The organism is Streptomyces sp. (assembly GCF_036566765.1).
Lineage (GTDB): Bacteria > Actinomycetota > Actinomycetes > Streptomycetales > Streptomycetaceae > Streptomyces.
In genome coordinates this window covers 1-17,321 of the sequence record NZ_DATCVQ010000003.1, presented here as the reverse complement: position 1 = coordinate 17,321, position 17,321 = coordinate 1, and the positions used below count along the sequence as shown (strand labels likewise).

The 17,321-nt window shown below is 71.1% G+C and carries 15 protein-coding genes and 1 pseudogene; 9 read left to right on the top strand and 7 right to left on the bottom strand.

The annotated features are described in order from the left end of the window. On the top strand, positions 1 to 3,300 hold a 3,300-nt coding region (locus tag VIU94_RS00125; RefSeq protein ID WP_331906134.1), incomplete at its 5' end, for an NAD-glutamate dehydrogenase domain-containing protein. Positions 3,301 to 3,368: 68 nt separating this feature from the next. Here the strand turns inward: VIU94_RS00125 and VIU94_RS00120 are convergent. Genes VIU94_RS00120 through VIU94_RS00110 form a run of 3 tightly spaced genes read right to left on the bottom strand, consistent with a single transcriptional unit; the run spans position 3,369 to position 6,075 of the window. Then, complete coding sequence (locus VIU94_RS00120; protein ID WP_331906132.1) at positions 3,369 to 4,130, bottom strand: amino acid ABC transporter ATP-binding protein; 762 nt, start codon at positions 4,128 to 4,130, stop codon at positions 3,369 to 3,371. Further along, positions 4,127 to 5,080, bottom strand: a complete 954-nt coding sequence (locus VIU94_RS00115; protein ID WP_331906130.1) for an amino acid ABC transporter permease — start codon at positions 5,078 to 5,080, stop codon at positions 4,127 to 4,129. The genes VIU94_RS00120 and VIU94_RS00115 overlap by 4 nt, the downstream gene beginning before the upstream one ends. 29 nt (positions 5,081 to 5,109) lie before the next feature. Continuing rightward, positions 5,110 to 6,075: an ABC transporter substrate-binding protein gene (locus VIU94_RS00110; protein ID WP_331906128.1), complete on the bottom strand. Its 966-nt coding sequence runs from the start codon at positions 6,073 to 6,075 to the stop codon at positions 5,110 to 5,112. A gap of 535 nt (positions 6,076 to 6,610) precedes the next feature. On the opposite strand from VIU94_RS00110, the gene VIU94_RS00105 reads away from it, so the two are divergent. From VIU94_RS00105 to VIU94_RS00075, 7 genes are all read left to right on the top strand, one after another. Then, positions 6,611 to 7,822: an NAD(P)-dependent malic enzyme gene (locus VIU94_RS00105; RefSeq protein ID WP_331906126.1), complete on the top strand. Its 1,212-nt coding sequence runs from the start codon at positions 6,611 to 6,613 to the stop codon at positions 7,820 to 7,822. 195 nt (positions 7,823 to 8,017) lie between these two features. Continuing rightward, positions 8,018 to 8,599, top strand: a complete 582-nt coding sequence (locus VIU94_RS00100; protein ID WP_331906124.1) for a phosphoesterase — start codon at positions 8,018 to 8,020, stop codon at positions 8,597 to 8,599. Beyond that, positions 8,596 to 10,155: an alkaline phosphatase D family protein gene (locus tag VIU94_RS00095; RefSeq protein WP_331906122.1), complete on the top strand. Its 1,560-nt coding sequence runs from the start codon at positions 8,596 to 8,598 to the stop codon at positions 10,153 to 10,155. The genes VIU94_RS00100 and VIU94_RS00095 overlap by 4 nt, the downstream gene beginning before the upstream one ends. A gap of 77 nt (positions 10,156 to 10,232) precedes the next feature. Further along, the gene (locus VIU94_RS00090; RefSeq protein ID WP_331906120.1) at positions 10,233 to 11,198 is read left to right on the top strand and encodes a zinc-binding dehydrogenase; all 966 of its coding nucleotides are present in this window, start codon (positions 10,233 to 10,235) and stop codon (positions 11,196 to 11,198) included. A 69-nt stretch (positions 11,199 to 11,267) separates the two neighbouring features. Then, the gene (locus VIU94_RS00085; protein ID WP_414720857.1) at positions 11,268 to 12,605 is read left to right on the top strand and encodes a glycoside hydrolase family 5 protein; all 1,338 of its coding nucleotides are present in this window, start codon (positions 11,268 to 11,270) and stop codon (positions 12,603 to 12,605) included. Positions 12,606 to 12,636: 31 nt separating this feature from the next. After that, a complete protein-coding gene (locus tag VIU94_RS00080) occupies positions 12,637 to 12,846 on the top strand; it encodes a helix-turn-helix domain-containing protein (RefSeq protein ID WP_331906118.1) in 210 nt (69 codons plus the stop codon). After that, positions 12,846 to 13,400 carry a Clp protease N-terminal domain-containing protein gene (locus tag VIU94_RS00075; RefSeq protein WP_331906115.1) on the top strand — a complete coding sequence of 185 codons (555 nt, stop codon included), beginning with the start codon at positions 12,846 to 12,848 and terminating at the stop codon, positions 13,398 to 13,400. Before VIU94_RS00080 ends, VIU94_RS00075 begins: the two co-directional genes overlap by 1 nt. Before the next feature lie 3 nt (positions 13,401 to 13,403). Here VIU94_RS00075 and VIU94_RS00070 read toward each other — a convergent pair whose 3' ends face one another. After that, on the bottom strand, positions 13,404 to 14,456 hold the full coding sequence (locus VIU94_RS00070) for a helix-turn-helix transcriptional regulator (protein ID WP_331906113.1): 1,053 nt from the start codon (positions 14,454 to 14,456) through the stop codon (positions 13,404 to 13,406). A 1-nt stretch (position 14,457) separates the two neighbouring features. Further along, a complete protein-coding gene (locus tag VIU94_RS00065; protein ID WP_331906111.1) occupies positions 14,458 to 15,297 on the bottom strand; it encodes a DUF4097 family beta strand repeat-containing protein in 840 nt (279 codons plus the stop codon). 192 nt (positions 15,298 to 15,489) lie between these two features. Here VIU94_RS00065 and VIU94_RS00060 point away from each other — a divergent pair, with 192 nt between their 5' ends. Continuing rightward, positions 15,490 to 16,296: a hypothetical protein gene (locus tag VIU94_RS00060; protein WP_331906109.1), complete on the top strand. Its 807-nt coding sequence runs from the start codon at positions 15,490 to 15,492 to the stop codon at positions 16,294 to 16,296. A 6-nt stretch (positions 16,297 to 16,302) separates the two neighbouring features. Here VIU94_RS00060 and VIU94_RS00055 read toward each other — a convergent pair whose 3' ends face one another. Together VIU94_RS00055 and kgd are read right to left on the bottom strand one after the other, a co-directional pair. After that, on the bottom strand, positions 16,303 to 16,485 hold the full coding sequence (locus VIU94_RS00055) for a DUF6104 family protein (protein WP_161252429.1): 183 nt from the start codon (positions 16,483 to 16,485) through the stop codon (positions 16,303 to 16,305). Positions 16,486 to 16,561: 76 nt separating this feature from the next. Beyond that, positions 16,562 to 17,321 (bottom strand): annotated as a pseudogene (gene kgd / locus VIU94_RS00050) (multifunctional oxoglutarate decarboxylase/oxoglutarate dehydrogenase thiamine pyrophosphate-binding subunit/dihydrolipoyllysine-residue succinyltransferase subunit); the annotation flags it as partial.

Here is a 17,321-nt window from a genome sequence, read left to right as displayed (position 1 = left end):
GTCGCGCGCCACTACGCGTCCGCGCTGCCGATCAGCTACGCCACCGAAACCGATCCGGCACAGGCGATCCGCGACGTCGCCGAGGTGGAGCGCCTCGACGTCGACAGTGTGGCGCTGACGTTCACCACCACCGAGGCGTCCGCGCCGTACGAGAACCTCAAGATCTACGCGGTCGGGAAACCCGCGCCGCTCAACGAGGTTCTGCCGATCCTGTCCAGCCTCGGCGTCAACGCGCTCGACGAACGACCGGCCGCGCTGACCCGCCCGGACGGGCACCGTGCCTGGATCTACGACCTCACCGTCGATCTGGTCGCCGTGACGGACGGTCACGGGGTGACCCGGGACAGCCGGATCGCGGACGCGTTCCGGGCCGCGTGGACGGGTGAGACCGAGGTCGACGGGTTCAACGCGCTCGTCCTGCACGCCGGGCTCGGGTGGCGTCAGGTGACCGTCCTCCGCGCGTACGCCGCCTACCTGCGTCAGGCCGGGCTTCCGTACAGCCGCAGCAACGTCGAACGAGTCCTGCTGAGCAACAGTGCAATCACGAAACTCCTCGTCGAGTTCCACGCGCTCCGCCTCGACCCGGGCATCGAACGCGACGCCGCCGCGGAAGACGCGCTCGAGGGCCGCACCGTCGACGCGATCGACGCCGTCGCCGGGATCGACGCCGACCGGATTCTGCGGGCACTGCTCTCGCTGATCCGCGCCACCACCCGGACGACGTACTACGCCGAAGACCGTCGGGCCGCGCGCGCTCTCGCATTCAAGTTCGACTCCTCGTCGATCGACGAATTGCCGCTGCCCCGACCGAAATACGAGGCTTACGTGTACTCGCCCCGGATGGAGGGCGTGCACCTGCGATTCGACGACGTCGCCCGCGGCGGCATCCGGTGGTCGGATCGCCGCGACGACTTCCGCACCGAGATCCTCGGACTCGTCAAAGCGCAGGCGGTCAAGAACGCCGTCATCGTCCCCGCGGGAGCGAAAGGCGGCTTCGTCGTCAAGAACCCGCCCGTGCCGACCGGCGACGCCGCCGCCGACCGGGAGGCGATGTACTCGGCGGGCATCTCCTGCTACCGCGAATTCATCTCGAGCCTCCTCGACATGACGGACAACCTCGACATCACGACCCGGCAGGTGATCGCGCCGGAGGGCATCGTCCGGCGCGACGGCGACGACACGTACCTCGTGGTCGCCGCAGACAAAGGGACAGCGGCATTCTCGGACGTCGCCAACGCGATCGCACTCGAGCGCGGGTACTGGCTCGGCGACGGATTCGCGTCCGGCGGATCCGTCGGCTACGACCACAAGGCGATGGGCATCACGGCCCGCGGCGCGTGGGAAAGCGTCATGCAGCACTTCCGCGAGATGGGCGTCGACACCCGCACCGACGACTTCACCGTCGTCGGCATCGGCGACATGAGCGGCGACGTCTTCGGAAACGGGATGCTGCTCAGCCCCCACATCCGCCTGCTCGCGGCATTCGACCATCGGCACGTCTTCATCGACCCCGATCCCGACCCGCAGCGGTCGTGGGACGAGCGGGCACGGCTCTTCGGGCTCGGCAGGTCGAGCTGGAAGGACTACGACAAGGCGGTCCTCAGCGACGGCGCGATGATCGTCGACCGGTCGGCGAAGTCCGTTCGGCTGACACCGCAGGCCCGGCGCGTTCTCGGGATCGACGACGATCCGGTCCTCACCACCGTCGAACTCGTGCGTGCCGTCCTCGGTGCGCCCGCGGACCTGCTGTGGAACGGCGGGGTCGGAACGTACGTGAAGGCGACGACGGAGAGCCACGCCGACGTCGGCGACAAGTCGAACGACGCGGTCCGGCTCGACGCGCCCCAACTGCGCGTCCGGGTGGTCGGCGAAGGCGGCAACCTCGGCCTGACCCAGCTCGGGCGGATCGAATACGCGCGCAACGGCGGTCGCGTGAACACCGACGCGCTCGACAACTCGGCCGGCGTCGACTGCTCGGACCACGAGGTCAACATCAAGATCGCTCTGGCAGGCGCCACCGCCGACAACACCCTCGCCGCGCAGGACCGGCGAGAGTTGCTGTCCGACATGACCGACGACGTCAGCAGGCTCGTCCTCGCCGACAACCGCAGCCAGAACGAGATGATGAGCCTGAACCGGGCGCAGGCCGGCACTCTCGTCAGCTTCCACTCCCGCATGGTCGACGACCTGGAACGGCGCGGCCACGTGGACCGCGCGATCGACGTGCTCCCGACGTCCGCGCAGTTCGGTGCACTCGAACGTGAGCAGAAGGGACTGACGAGCCCGGAGCTGGCGCAGCTCACCGCGCAGGTCAAGCGTTTCATCAAGAGCGAAGTGTCGGGCACGACCCTCCCCGACAACGGTGTCTACGCCGGCCGGCTGCACAACTACTTCCCGCCGCGCCTCGGCCGGGAGTTCGCGCACACGGTCGCCGCGCATCCGCTGCGCCGGGAGATCGTCACGACGTCGGTCGTCAACGACATGGTCGACCGAGCGGGGATGACGTACGCCTTCCGGCTGCGGGAGGAAACGGGCGCCGACTCCGCGGAGGCGGTGAACGCCTTCACCGCGGTCGCCGAGATCTTCGACCTCGGAGCGACTTTCGAGCGGATCCGGGCGGCGGCCGACGCGACGCCGACGGCCGGGACGAACGCGCTGACGGTGCAGACCCAGCGACTGATCGACCGCGCGTCGCGGTGGCTGACCACGCACCGGCCGCAACCGCTGCCGCTCGAGGCCACCATCGCCCGCTACCGGCCGGTCGTCCGCGACCTCGGCCCGCGGGTCCGGGAATGGCTGCGCGGCGACGAGATCACCGCGGTGGAGCGGCGCACCGAGGCCCTCACATCGCGCGGGGCGGAGGCCGGGCTCGCCGCGGACGTGGCGGACCTGCTGCACACGTACTGCCTCCTCGACATCGTGGACATCGCGGAGATCTCACAGCACCGCCCCGAGGACGTCGCCGAACTGTACTTCGCGCTGTCGGCGCACCTGCACATCAACACCGCGCTGACCGCCGTCACGGCGCTCCCCCGGCTGGACCGGTGGCACGCCCTTGCACGTCTCGCCCTGCGCGACGACCTCTACAGCTCGCTGCGCGCCATCACCCTCGACGCGCTGTCCGTGAGCGAACCCGGCGATGACGCGGCCGACAAGGTGGACCAGTGGGAACAGCACAACGCCGCCCGACTCGCCCGCGCGCGGGCACTGCTGACGGAAATCGAGTCGGAGGTCGCCACCGAACCCACACTGGCGCTGATCTCCGTCGCGGCCAGGCGGATCCGGGCGATGACGCGGTAGGCGCTTCGCGCCCGTGCGCCTTTCTGGTTGTTCCAGCTACCAAAAAGGCGCACAGGCCGCGGAGCGGCCTACAGTACCTGGGACAGGAACTGCTGCAGCCGTTCGGTTTCGGGCTTGTCGAACAGCTGGTCCGGTTTTCCGGTCTCGACGACGGCGCCGTGGTCCATGAACAGCACCGTGTCGGAGACCTCGCGGGCGAAGCCCATCTCGTGGGTGACGACGACCATCGTCATGCCGGACTCCGCGAGGTCGCGCATGACGTCGAGGACGTCACCCACCAGCTCCGGGTCGAGCGCCGAGGTCGGCTCGTCGAAGAGCATCAGCTTCGGTTCCATCGCCAGAGCACGGGCGATGGCGACGCGCTGCTGCTGGCCGCCGGAGAGCTGCGAGGGGTAGTTCCCGGCCTTGTCGGCCAGGCCGACCCGGTCGAGCAGCCGCTCGGCCCGCTCGCGGGCCACGGACTTGGACTCGCCCTTCACCTGGATCGGCGCCTCCATGACATTGGCCAGGGCCGTCATGTGCGGGAACAGGTTGAAGCGCTGGAAGACCATGCCGATGTCGCGGCGCTGGGCGGCGACCTCGCTGTCCTTCAGCTCGTAGAGCTTGTCGCCCTTCTGGCGGTAGCCCACGAGATCGCCGTCGACGGACAGCCGTCCGCCGTCGACGCGCTCCAGGTGGTTGATGCACCGCAGGAAGGTCGACTTGCCGGAGCCGGACGGGCCGACCAGACAGAAGACCTCGCGGGGGGCGACCTCGAGGTCGATGCCCCGGAGGATGTGGGCTGCGCCGTAGGACTTGTGGACGCCCTCAGCCTTAACCATCGCGGTCATGCGGCACCTCCGCTCTGGTCGGACCTCAGGGGAAACAGGTTAGCCCGGATGCGCTGCAGCGGGGTCGGGGGCAGGCTCCGCAGCGAACCGCGGGCGAAGCGGCGCTCCAGGTAGTACTGGCCGACGCTGAACACGCTGGTCAGGGCCAGGTACCAGATGGAGGCCACGAACAGCATCTCCATGACGGCGCCGGCCGTGTTGCCGATGTTCGACGACGCCCGCAGGAGCTCGGTGTACTGCACGGCAGAGACCAGCGACGAGGTCTTGAGCATGTTGATGAACTCGTTGCCCGTCGGCGGCACGATCACCCGCATGGCCTGCGGCAGGACGATGCGACGCATGGTCTTCGTCTGCGGCATGCCGAGCGCGTGCGCGGCCTCGGTCTGTCCCTCGTCGACCGACTGGATGCCGGCGCGGACGATCTCCGCCATGTACGCGCCCTCGTTGAGGCCGAGACCCAGGAGCGCGACCATGAACGGCGTCATGACGTCCACGGTCTCGTTCTTGTAGATCGGCCCGAGGTTGATGTACTCGAAGATCAGCGACAGGTTGAACCAGACGAGCAGCTGGACGTAGACCGGGGTGCCCCGGAAGAACCAGATGTAGAGCCAGGCGACCGCGCCGGTCACCGGGTTCTTGGAGAGCCGCATCACCGCGAAGACGACGCCGAGGACGAGGCCCAGCGCCATGGAGGCGACGCTGATGACCACGGTGTTCCACAGGCCCTCCAGGACGGAGGGGTCGAACAGCTTGTCCCAGACCGTGTCCCAGATGATGTTGCCCTGGGAGAAGGCGTAGATGAGCCAGCCGAGCAGTGCGACGACGACGACGGCGCTGATCCAGCGCCCGACGTGCCGCACGGGGATTGCCTTGATCGCCTCGTACGGGGAACCCGAGGCGCCGGGCCCGACCGGAGCGTCGGCCGGACCCTTGTCGATCTTGTCAGTCACAATGACTGCCCTTCAGCGGAGCGTGGAGGTCACTTGCCGGCGTTGACGGTGGCCGACTTCACGGCGCTGTCCGAGACGTCCCACTCTTCCAGGACCTTGGCGTACGAGCCGTCCTTGATGATCGCGTCGAGGGCGTCCTTGACGGCGTCGCGCAGCTGGGTCTCGTCCTTGGAGACGCCGATGCCGAAGAGGCCGACGTCGCTCTGCTGGCCGGTGACCTCGAAGTCGTTGCCGCCGCCCGAGGTCTTCGCGATGTACGCGGCGACCGGGTAGTCGTTGAGGTCGGCGACCGCGCCGCCGGCCTTCACGCGGGTCTGGGCCTCGGCGTCGGTGTCGAACGCCTGGATGGTGAGCTTGTTCGAGCCGCACTTCACGGCCTGCGCCTTGAAGGTGTCCTCGTAGATGGTGCCGCGCTGGACGGCGACCGTCTTGCCGCAGAGGTCGTCGAGGGAGTTGATGTTCTGCGGGTTGCCCTTCTTGACCAGCAGCGAGACGCCGGAGCTGAAGTAGTCGACGAAGTCGATGCCCTTGCCGATCTTCTTGCCGTTGTCGTCCAGGCCCTCCTGGCGCTTCTTGTTGTCCGTCATCGAGGACATGATGAGGTCCTGGCGGCCGGTGTAGATCGAGGTGATCAGGCCGTCGAAGGTGCCGGAGGTGAACTGGAACTTCACACCCAGCTGCTTGGAGAGCGCCTCGGCGATGTCGGGGTCGACGCCCACGATCTTGCCGCCCTCGGTGAACTCCATCGGGGCGTAGGCCGCGTCCGTGCCGACCTTGATGACGCCGGCCTTCTGGATGTCCGCCGGCAGCTTGGAGAACAGCGGGGCGTTCGACGCGGCGGCGCTCTTCGTGCCGCCCTCGGTCGTGCCGCCCTCGGTCTGGTCGCCGCAGGCGGTCAGCAGCATGGAGCCGGCGACCGCGATGGCGGCGACCGCGGCAATCCGGGACGTCCGGGTCTTCGCGGCGGTCGTGCAGCGCGTGGTGCTTGCGGTCATGGTCGGGTTCCTCCGGCGGGATCGGGAGTTGCCATAGGCCGCGCACGCACCTTCGAGTGGCGCGACCTCGTGTGATTACCGCATCTTGCCATTCGGACTGTCCGATTCAGGGGGGCACGAATGTCAAAATCGGATAACGGGTGACCCCCGAACCCCGACAGGCCGGTACATCAGGGCCGGATCTTCTCCCGCGATTACTCCAACTGGCCGGAAAATCTCCGGTTCTTCTCGCCATTCGGACGACCCGAAGTGCGTGATTCGGTTCGCTCAGGCATCTGTCCGGACATTCGGTGACCAGTCGGCTCTGTGAGTGACCGTGTCGCGTGTCTATGAGCCTCGTCACCGAGTCGGAATGGACTCGTCTGCGGTGCTGTTCGTCCGGTAAGAAGGATCCTTACACCCCTCATCCGGGGCTCAGGGCGCGTTGTGCGGCGCGCCCGCGCGGCTGCCAGACACGGCGGCCGCGGGACCCACCCACCCCTCCTCAACCGGGAGCGGCCACCCTCAAATGAAGAAGACTTAAGGGGTCAACCCAATGGCAGCGGAGATCGTCAACCCTCGCAGCGCGAGCGGCCCGGAAGGGGCTCAGGAGGAGCCCTTCGATCCGGCCTTCGCGCTGCACCGCGGCGGCAAGATGGCCATTCAGGCCACCGTGCCGCTGCGCGACAAGGACGACCTGTCCCTCGCGTACACGCCCGGCGTCGCCAAGGTGTGCAGCGCTATCGCCGAGCAGCCCGAGCTCGTCAACGACTACACCTGGAAGTCTCAGGTCGTGGCCGTCGTGACGGACGGCACGGCGGTGCTCGGACTCGGCGACATCGGCCCGGAGGCCTCGCTTCCCGTCATGGAGGGGAAGGCGATCCTCTTCAAGCAGTTCGGCGGCGTGGACGCGGTGCCGATCGCGCTCGCGACGACCGACACCGACGAGATCGTGGAGACCGTCGTCCGGCTCGCCCCCTCCTTCGGTGGAGTGAACCTGGAGGACATCTCGGCGCCGCGGTGCTTCGAGATCGAGCGCAAGCTCCAGGAGCGCCTCGACATTCCCGTCTTCCACGACGACCAGCACGGCACCGCCGTCGTCACCCTCGCCGCGCTCCGCAATGCGGCGAAGCTGACCGGCCGGACCCTGGGCGACCTGCGCGGTGTCATCTCCGGCGCCGGCGCGGCCGGTGTGGCCATCGCGAAGTTCCTGCTGGAGGCCGGCCTCGGCGACGTGGCCGTCGCGGACCGCAAGGGCATCGTCAGCCTGGACCGCGACGACCTCACCCCGGTCAAGCGCGAGCTGGCCGAGATCACGAACAAGGCGGGCCTGACCGGCTCCCTGGAGACCGCGCTGGCCGGCGCGGACGTCTTCATCGGCGTCTCCGGCGGCACGGTCCCCGAGGCCGCGGTCGCGTCCATGGCCCCGAACTCCTTCGTGTTCGCCATGGCCAACCCGAACCCCGAGGTCCACCCGGACGTGGCGCACAAGTACGCCGCGGTCGTCGCGACCGGCCGTTCGGACTACCCGAACCAGATCAACAACGTCCTCGCCTTCCCCGGCATCTTCGCCGGCGCTCTCCAGGTCCGGGCCTCCCGGATCACCGAGGGCATGAAGATCGCCGCGGCGAACGCGCTGGCGGACGTCGTGGGCGACAAGCTCGCCGCCGACTACGTCATCCCGTCCCCGTTCGACGAGCGCGTCGCGCCGGCCGTCACGGCCGCCGTGGCCGCCGCCGCCCGTGCGGAGGGCGTCGCCCGCCGCTGACCCGGCCGTCGTACGCGAGGGGCCCCGTCCTGACCCAGGACGGGGCCCCTCGCGCGTCCGCCCTCGCGCGTCCGCCCCGGACCCCTCCCGAAAGCCCCCGCCGGTTTCCGGCCGATGTTCCTCACGCGTCTTCCTCGGTTCACCCCCGGCTGCTGTGATGCACCGCGCCGAAACCCCCCATGAGGAGGAACGCGAGTGAATCTGGTCGTCAACGGAGACGCCGAGAGCGGACCGGGCGGGAGCGCTCAGCCCGTGGGGTCCGTCGTCGGGTGGAAGATCGCGGAGGGCGCGCCGGCGCTCGTCGCGTACAGCCTCGGAGGCGGGTATCCCGGGCCGCGCGACCCCGGGCCGCCGCAGCGCGGCAGCCGGTTCTTCTCCGGCGGCAACAGCCCCCGCACCATCCTCGTCCAGGACATAGCCCTGCCCGTCGCGGGCATCGACGAGGGGCGCGTACGGTACGAGCTCGCCGCCTGGCTCGGCGGGTACGCCACCCAGGAGGACGGGGCCATGCTCTCCGTCGAGCTCCGCGACGCGGCCGGCACCCCGCTCGCGCTGAGCGTCCTCGGACCGGTCGCCGCCGGCGAGCGCAAGAGCCGTACCGCGCTCCTGGAGCGCCGCGCCGCGGCGGCCGTGCCGCCCGGCTCCCGGACCGCCCGGCTCCGCCTCGTACTGACCCGCACCGGCGGCGGCACGTCCAACGACGGGTACGCCGACGGCATCTCCCTCACCCTCACCACGACCGCCGCCTCCGCGACTGCCACGGGGAGGCAGCGATGACGCTCAACCGACGCGACCTCCTGAAGGCCGCCGGCGCCGCGGGCGCCCTCGGCGCTGTCTGGCCGCTCACCGCCGGTCTGTCGCCCGCTCAGGCCCGCGAGGCCGCCCAGGCGATCGGCGCCGAGTACGACACGGCCCCCTTCACCCTCGGCGTCGCCTCGGGCGACCCGCAGGCCACCGGCGTCCTGCTGTGGACCCGGCTCGCTCCCGAGCCCTTCGCCGAGCAGCAGAACCTGCCCGAGATAGTCGAGGTCGAGTGGGTCGTCGCCGAGGACAGCGCCCTGAGCCGGGTCGTCGCCCGCGGCGTCTTCCCCGCCTCCGCGACCCTCGGTCACTCCGTCCACGTGCCCGTCGGCGGCCTGGCCCCCGGCCGCCACTACTGGTACGCGTTCAAGGCCCTCGGCGTCACCAGCCGCATCGGCCGGACGAAGACCGCGCCGGTCGGACCGGTCGCCGCCGTGCGCTTCGCCTCCGCCAACTGCCAGCACTTCCCGTCCGGTTACTACGCCGCCCACCGCGGCATCGCCCGCGAGGACCTCGACTTCGTCGTCCACCTCGGCGACTACATCTACGAGGGCGGCGCGACCACCGGCCACGACCGCGAGCACACCGCGCCCGACCCGCTCACCGTCGGCGACTACCGCCGCCGGCACGCCCTCTACAAGGGCGACGTGTCCCTGCGCGAGGCGCACGCCGCCCACCCGTGGTTCCTCACCTGGGACGACCACGAGGTCGTCAACGACTACAGCGGCACCGGCGGCGGCGCGCCGTTCCTCAAGCGCCGGGCCGCCGCGTACCAGGCCTGGTACGAGCACATGCCCCACCGCGACGGCCTGGCCGGCGACGCGTCGCTGCCCGACCCGGTCATCCACCGCCGCCGGAACTGGGGCGACCTGCTCGAACTCACCGTCCTCGACCTGCGCTCGCACCGCTCGGCGCAGAACCTCGCGGGCGGCACCATCCTCGGCGCGGACCAGAAGGGCTGGCTCAAGCAGGGGGTCGGCCAGGCCCCGGACGCCTGGCACGTCTGGGCCAACTCGATCATGCTCAGCCAGCTGCGCGGCCGGCCGGGCGGCTCGTACATGTTCACCGACCAGTGGGACGGCTTCCTGGCCGAGCGGAAGGAGGTCCTCGGGCACGTCCACAGCACCGGCATGGAGGACCTCGTCGTCATCACCGGCGACTGGCACTCCGCCTTCGTCGACGACATCCGCCCGGACTTCGACGACACCTCGTCCCCGGTGATCGGCACCGAGTTCACCGCGCACTCGGTCAGCTCCAGCGCGTACTCGGCGGACTGGAACGCGACCAACGGCCCGCTGATGGGCGCGGCCAACCCGCACCTGAAGTACTTCGAGGGCAACCGGTACGGCTACGACGTGTACGAGGTGACGCCGCAGCGCTTCACCACGCACATGCGCGTGATCGCCGACCGCCGCGACCCGCTCTCCCCGGTCACCACGCTGACCAGCTTCCATGTGGACCGGGGGGTGGCCGGCTCGTACGAGGATCCGGGGACCAAGGGCTCGCCGGCGCAGTGGCGGCGGGACCGGTAGCGCCGTAGTCCCGAGGGGACGTGCGTCACACCGGTGCGCGGTTCCGCCGCGCACCGGTGCCGCCCTACGCTCAGGCCATGTTCGCTGCCTACGCCGCCCGAATCGACCGCGATCAGCCGCTGAACGGCCTTGAGCTGGGCGAGCGCCCGGAACCCGAGGTGCGCCCCGGCTGGACCACCGTCACCGTCAAGGCCGCCTCCCTCAACCACCACGACCTGTGGTCGCTGCGCGGCGTGGGCCTGCCCGAGGAGAGGCTGCCGATGATCCTCGGCTGCGACGCCGCGGGCATCGACGAGGACGGCAACGAGGTCGTCCTGCACTCCGTCATCGGACAGACCGGGCACGGCGTCGGGCCGAACGAGCCGCGCTCCATCCTCACCGAGCGCTACCAGGGCACCTTCGCCGAGCGGGTGACCGTGCCGAGCTGGAACGTGCTGCCCAAGCCGAAGGAGCTCTCCTTCGAGGAGGCCGCCTGCCTGCCGACCGCGTGGCTCACCGCGTACCGGATGCTGTTCACCAACGCCGGGGTGCGGCCGGGCGATTCGATCCTGGTGCAGGGCGCGGGCGGCGGTGTCGCCACCGCCGCGATCGCCCTCGGAAAGGCCGCCGGCCTGCGGGTCTACGCCACCAGCCGGGACGAGGCCAAGCGCAAGCGGGCGATCGAGCTCGGCGCGGTGGAGGCCTTCGAGCCGGGCGCGCGGCTGCCGCAGCGGGTGGACGCGGTCATCGAGACGGTCGGCGCGGCCACCTGGTCGCACTCGGTCAAGTCGCTGCGGCCTGGCGGCACGCTCGTCATCTCCGGTGCGACCAGCGGCGACCGGCCCTCGCACGCCGAGCTGACGCGGATCTTCTTCCTGGAACTGAAGGTCGTCGGCTCGACGATGGGCTCCAAGGACGAGCTGGAGGACCTGTTGTCGTTCTGCGCGGCGACGGGGCTGCGGCCGGTGATCGACGAGGTGCTGCCGCTGGACCGGGCGCGGGAGGGCTTCGAGAAGATGGCCTCGGGCGAGCTCTTCGGAAAGATCGTCCTCACGACCTCTTGATGGTGCGTCAGATGTACTGATGGGATCTCCGGCACTGCGAACTCATCGTCGTGCCGGAGGTTTCCCGTGTTGCTCCGAACCACCCTTGCCGTGAGCGCCGTCGTCGCCGCGCTGCTCGCTCCCACCGCCGCCCAGGCGGACGGCGATCGTGCGATACCCGCCCTGACCGACGAGCGCGGGCGGGTGCTCACACTGCGCGGCTGGAACGTCGAGGACAAGGCCAACCGCGGGGACCAGGCGCTCTCCGCGATCACCGAGCGGCACTTCCGCGACATGCGGGCCAAGGGCTTCAACTTCGCGCGGCTGCTGGTCTTCTGGGACGACCTGGAGCCGGAGCGCGGGAAGTACAGCCGGGCGTACCTGGCGAAGATCGAGCGGATCCTGGACTGGGCGGAGAAGTACGACGTCCATGTCCTGATCGACGCCCACCAGGACGTCTTCGGGCCGGCGTTCGGGCACCGGGGTGTGCCGGCATGGGCGACGCGGACCGACGGGCTGCCCTTCACGCCGCACCCCGACGACTGGTTCTCCGAGTACTTCGAGCCCGCGGTGCAGCGGGCCTTCACGCATCTGTACGCGGACGCGGACCTGCGGCGGGCGCAGGAGCGGATGTGGCGCGTACTCGCCACGGCGTTCGAGGATCATCCGGCGGTGCTCGGGTACGACTTGATCAACGAGCCGATGGGGGAGTTGGGCGAGGGAGAGGATCTGCCGACGGCGGCCCGGCGGATCGAGCGAGAGCAGTTGACCCCCATGTACAACCGGCTCGCGGACGCGGTGCGCGCGGTGGACCGGGACAGCTGGGTGTTCGTCGAGCCGACCCCGATCGTGGGCGAGGGGGTGCCGACGGGTCTCGGCCGGATCGACGACCCGAAGGTGGTCTACGCGCCGCACTTCTACAACACGGGGATGGAGGCGGGGGCGGACTACGACCCGGCGGCGGGCTGGATCGAGGCGTACGAGGCGGCGGTGACGCAGTACCCGAAGGAGTACCGGGTGCCGGTGGTGGTCGGCGAGTGGGGTCCGCTGAACAACTCCCTGCCGAACATGGGCCGTTTCTACGAGGACGCGATGGCCTCGCTGGGGCGGTACGGCTCGGGCTGGGCGGGCTACGTGTGGTGCTACGGCGGCGGGTACTGCGCGGTGGACGGGGAGGGGAGGTTCCGTACGAACAAGGAGCGGACGGCGCAGCCGTACGCGGAGGCGGTGGCGGGCCGGGTCGTGTCCGCGGCGCCGGAGCGGCTGGAGTACGTCGCCGGGCGCGGGGGAGCGACCGAGCTGTCGCTGCCGGAGGGGGAGTGGAAGGTCCGGGTCGTCGGGAAGGCGGTGGCGGTCAGGAAGGACGGGCGGGTGCGGGTGTACGCGGTGCCCGGGGCGCGGGTGGTGGTCACCGTCAACCGTGGTTGACAGGGCGGAGGTGTCAACGTAAGTTGACACCATGACCGATGCGACCGAGCTCGCCGCGCGGGCGGGCGACCGCGACCCCCGGATCGGGTTGCGGGCCGTCTCCGCGCTGCGGCGACTGCTGGAACAGCTGGAGGCCGTCCAGGTGCGCAGTGCGCGCAACCAGGGATGGTCGTGGCAGGAGATCGCGGCCGAACTGGGGGTCAGCCGACAGGCCGTCCACAAGAAGTACGGGAGGCAGTGATGTTCGAACGGTTCACGAAGGGCGCCCGGGCCGTGGTGAAGGGTGCGGTCGGGCACGCGGAGCGCGGCGGCGCGGCGGTCGTCACCGAGGAGCATCTGCTGCTGGCCCTGCTCGACCAGGAGGACACGCGGGCCGCGGCGGTGCTGCGGGAGCTGTGCCCGCCGGACCGCCGGGCGTCCCTCGTGGCCGCCCTGGCCGACGCCCGCCGCCGGGCCGGACTGTCCCGGGCGGACGCCGAGGCGCTGGCGGACCTGGGCATCGACGTCGGCGCGATCGTGGCGCGGGTGGAGGAGACCCACGGCGCGGGCGCGCTGGCGGGCGACCGCAAGGACGCCGGGCGGTGGTCGGGTCGCCGGTCCTTCACGCGAGAGGCCAAGACCGTCCTGGAGAAGTCCCTCCGGGTGGCCCTGGCCCGCCGCGACCGGGAGATAGGCGACGAACACCTCCTGCTCGCGCTGACCACCACGGGGGGCGTCGTCACGGAGGCCCTGGCCGACCACGGGGTGACCTTCGCCGCCGTCGACACCGCGGTCTCGCGCCCGACCGTCGCCTGACGCTCAGCCCCGGCGCCGCAACAGCCCGAGCAGGGTCCCGGCGGTGGCCGACAGCTGGTCCCTGGCCTCGGCGAACTGCTCAGCCGTGACCCCGTGATCCCGCGCCGCGTCCCGCACGTCGTCCCGGAACCGATCGAGCAGCCGGTCGAGATCGCGCACGGGGTCGCCGGAGGCGACGAGGTCGGGGGACCAGACGGGCGACGGCGGGGCGGCCGGGGCCTCGCCGGTGGCCTCCGGCGAGGCGTCCGGAGAGCCGGGCGCGCCGGCAGTCCCGGCCGCCGCCTCGGAGCCGGTCGTCCCGGACGCGTCCGTGGCCCCGGCGTCGCCCGTTGCCCCGGCGTCGCCCGTCGTCCCGGCGCTGCCGGTCGAGTCGGCCGTCCCCGCCGTCCCCGCCGTCCCGGACTTGTCCGCCGACCCCGCCGACCCCGCCGTCCCCGTCGCCCATGGCTTCCCCGGCGCCCCCGGGGTGCCCAGGAGGCCGCCCAGTTGGCTGGTGATCTCCGCCAGGCCCTCGCGGACGCCGGCCGGCCAGTCGCCTCGGGTGAAGTGGTCCTGGACCTGGTCCTGGACCTGTTTGGCGATCCGCTGGAACTCCTTGGCCTGGCGGCGGGCCGACTGGGCCTCCTCGCGGGCCTGGCGGGCCTGCTCGCGGAACGACGGGGTGCCGCGTCGGGTCTCGCCGGCCGCCGCGCGCATCTCGCTGCGCAGCTTGCCCGCCGCGCCGCGGACGTCCTCGCGGATCTCCGCGGCGAGTTCGGAGACCGAGGCGCGGATCTCCTGCTCCAGGTCGTCGAGCTCGCCGACCCGGCCGGCCAGTTCCGCGCGGCCCGCGTCGGTGATCGAGTACACCTTCCGGCCGCCCTCGGTGGCGTGCGTGACCAGGCCCTCGGCCTCCAGCTTGGCCAGGCGCGGGTAGACCGTGCCCGCGGAGGGGGCGTACAGGCCCTGGAAGCGCTCCTCCAGGAGGCGGATCACCTCGTAGCCGTGCCGCGGCGCCTCGTCGAGGAGCTTCAGCAGGTAGAGGCGGAGTCGGCCGTGGGCGAAGACGGGCGGCATGTCAGAACACCTTTCCGGAGGGGGCCTCGTCGGGCCGGCGCAGCAGCGCGATCGAGCCGGAGAACGTGGTCGCCTTCAGTGAGCCACGGCCCGACCCGAGCGTGCCGGTGATGCTCTTCGCGCCCCACTGGCCCCCGACCCGCAGATCGTCGAACGCGTTGGAGACGGACCCGCTGGTGGTGTTCGCCTCGACCCGCGCGTCCGCCGGGTGCGAGAGCCGGATCGCGACCTCGCCGGAGACGCTGGTGAGCCGGATGTCCGCGGGCGGTCCGTCGAGCCGGTGCGGGTCCAGGTCTATGACGAGCGCCCCGCTCACCGTGTCCGCCTTGACGGACGAGCCCGCGCCCTCGACCAGCGTCACGTCGCCGCTCACCGAGTTGACCCGGAGCGCGCCGGTGACGGACTGGGCCTCCAGGCCGCCCGAGATGCTCTCCGCCCGGACCGGCCCGGCCAGCCCGACGAGCGTGGTGTCGCCGGAGACGCCCCGTACGTCCGTCCGGCCCTTGATCCCGGAGACCACCGCCTCCGCGGCGATCGTGCCCACCTCGACGTCCGCGCCGGCCGGCACCGCGACCGAGACGACCGCCCTGCGCCGGCGGCCCTTGGGGTCGAGCCACTTGAGCAGGCCCTTCCACTGCAGGTCCTCGTAGCTGATCGTCAGCGTCGACCCCTCCTGGGTCACGATCAGCGGCGGGCCCTCGATCTCGGAGACCTCCAGGCGCGTGGTGGCCTCGTCCGTGCCCACCACGTTGACCGTGCCGTTGACGATGCGGATCCGGAGGTGCTGCACGGGTTCGGTCAGCGTGAGTTTTCTCGGCTCGGCGACGGACCACTCTGTCATGGTGCTGACCTCCCGTTTCGGGCGACGCAGACGGCGCTCGCGACGCACGTGACACACGCGATGCAAGATACGCAACATATCGCGTCTTCTACGAGACACGATATATCGCGGGCTGACCACGTCAAGCCTCTCGCCTGCCCGTCCGGACCCCATTCACCGCCTTAGCCGGGCAAATTGCCCTAGCGTGGGGGCATGAACGCCCTGCTGCTCTGCCGTGCCGAGCCCTCGGCGGTACGGGCCCCGGCCCAGTTGCTCCGCGAGCAGCTGCTGCTCGCCCCGGCGGGGCGCGACTGGAGCGTGCTCGTGCCCGAGGGGAAGCCGTGGCTGGACGGGGGCGAGCCCGTCGAGCGGGTCGCAGCCGGCTGGGCCGCAGCCCTCGCGGTCGGCGCCACCTGGCCGGTCCTCGCGCTCTGGTGGGACACGGACCGGGCCGGGTTCACGCTGGCCGCCGGCTTCCGCCGTACCGTCGGATACACCTGGCTCGCCGACGGCACCCCGGTCGGCGAGGACGAGGCGATGCGCACGTTCGCCGCCCGGCTCGCCCTCGACCCCGTCCTCGACGTCCAGGTCCTTGAATCGCTCACCCGCCCCGACAAGGACGCCGACGCTCGCGCCCGGCTCGTCGGACTCACCGCGGTCCTCGCCCGCACCGGCCTGACCCTGCCGCCCGGGCTCACCCCCGGCGACCGTGCCGAGGAACTCCGCGCGGCCGCCGAGGCGCAGGGCGCGGAGGAACTGGCCTGGTCCGGCTGGAGACAGGCCGTCCGCGCCGAGCTCGACGTCGTGGAGGGCGGCCGCTTCGGACCGTACCTGCGCGGCCCGAAGGCCCGTACCCTCGCGGTCGCCCAGCTCGCGGCGGGCCTTCCGCTCACCGCCTGGGGCATCGCCCGCCGCAGCGGCGGCTGGACGGCGGCGGGCTTCCTGCTCCTCGCCGACGGCGTCGTGGGCCTGGCCTACGACCGATTGCGGGCCGCCGACGCGGAGAAACAGGCGACCTGACGTCGCCTACTCGTCCTCGTCCTCGTCGTCCAGCCGCGCCAGCCACGTCGCCAGGCGCTCCACCGGCACCTCGAAGTCGGGGTTCAGGTCGACGAAGGTCCGGAGCTGCTCGGCGAGCCACTCAAAGGTGACCTCCTCCTCGCCGCGCCGCTTCGCCAGCTCCTCGATGCCACGGTCCGTGAAGTACATGCGACCAGGATAGGCCGGAGGCCCGGTCCCCCCGACGGGGGTACCGGGCCTCCGGGCCTGGCCGTGACCTCCGGGCTTACGCCTCGAAGACCTCGTTGACCAGCTGCTGCTGCTCCGCCTGGTGACGCTTGGCCGAGCCGACCGCCGGGGAGGAGCCGTGCGGACGCGAGATGCGCCGCAGCCGCTCCGCCGGGGGCAGGTCCGCGCCGACCGCCAGGTCCAGGTGGTCGATCAGGTTGAGCGCGATGAACGGCCACGCGCCCTGGTTCGCCGGCTCCTCCTGCGCCCAGAGGTACTTCGCGGCGTTCGGGTACTTGGCGATCTCGGCCTGCAGCTCCGCGCCGGGCAGCGGGTACAGCCGCTCCAGGCGGATGATCGCCGTGTCCGTGACGCCGCGCTTCTGCCGTTCGGCCTCCAGGTCGTAGTAGACCTTGCCGGCGCAGAAGACGAGCTTGCGGACGTCGGTCGGGTTCACCGAGTCGTCGCCGATCACCGGGCGGAAGCCGCCGGTGGTGAACTCCTCCGCCTTCGACGCCGCCGCCTTCAGACGCAGCATCGACTTCGGGGTGAAGACGATCAGCGGCTTGTGGTGCGGGTTGTGCGCCTGCCAGCGGAGCAGGTGGAAGTAGTTCGACGGCGAGGTGGGCATCGCGACCGTCATGTTGTTCTGCGCGCAGAGCTGGAGGAAGCGCTCGGGGCGGGCGGACGAGTGGTCCGGGCCCTGGCCCTCGAAGCCGTGCGGCAGCAGCAGCACGACCCCCGAACGCTGGCCCCACTTCTGCTCACCGGACGAGATGAACTCGTCGATGATCGTCTGGGCGCCGTTGACGAAGTCG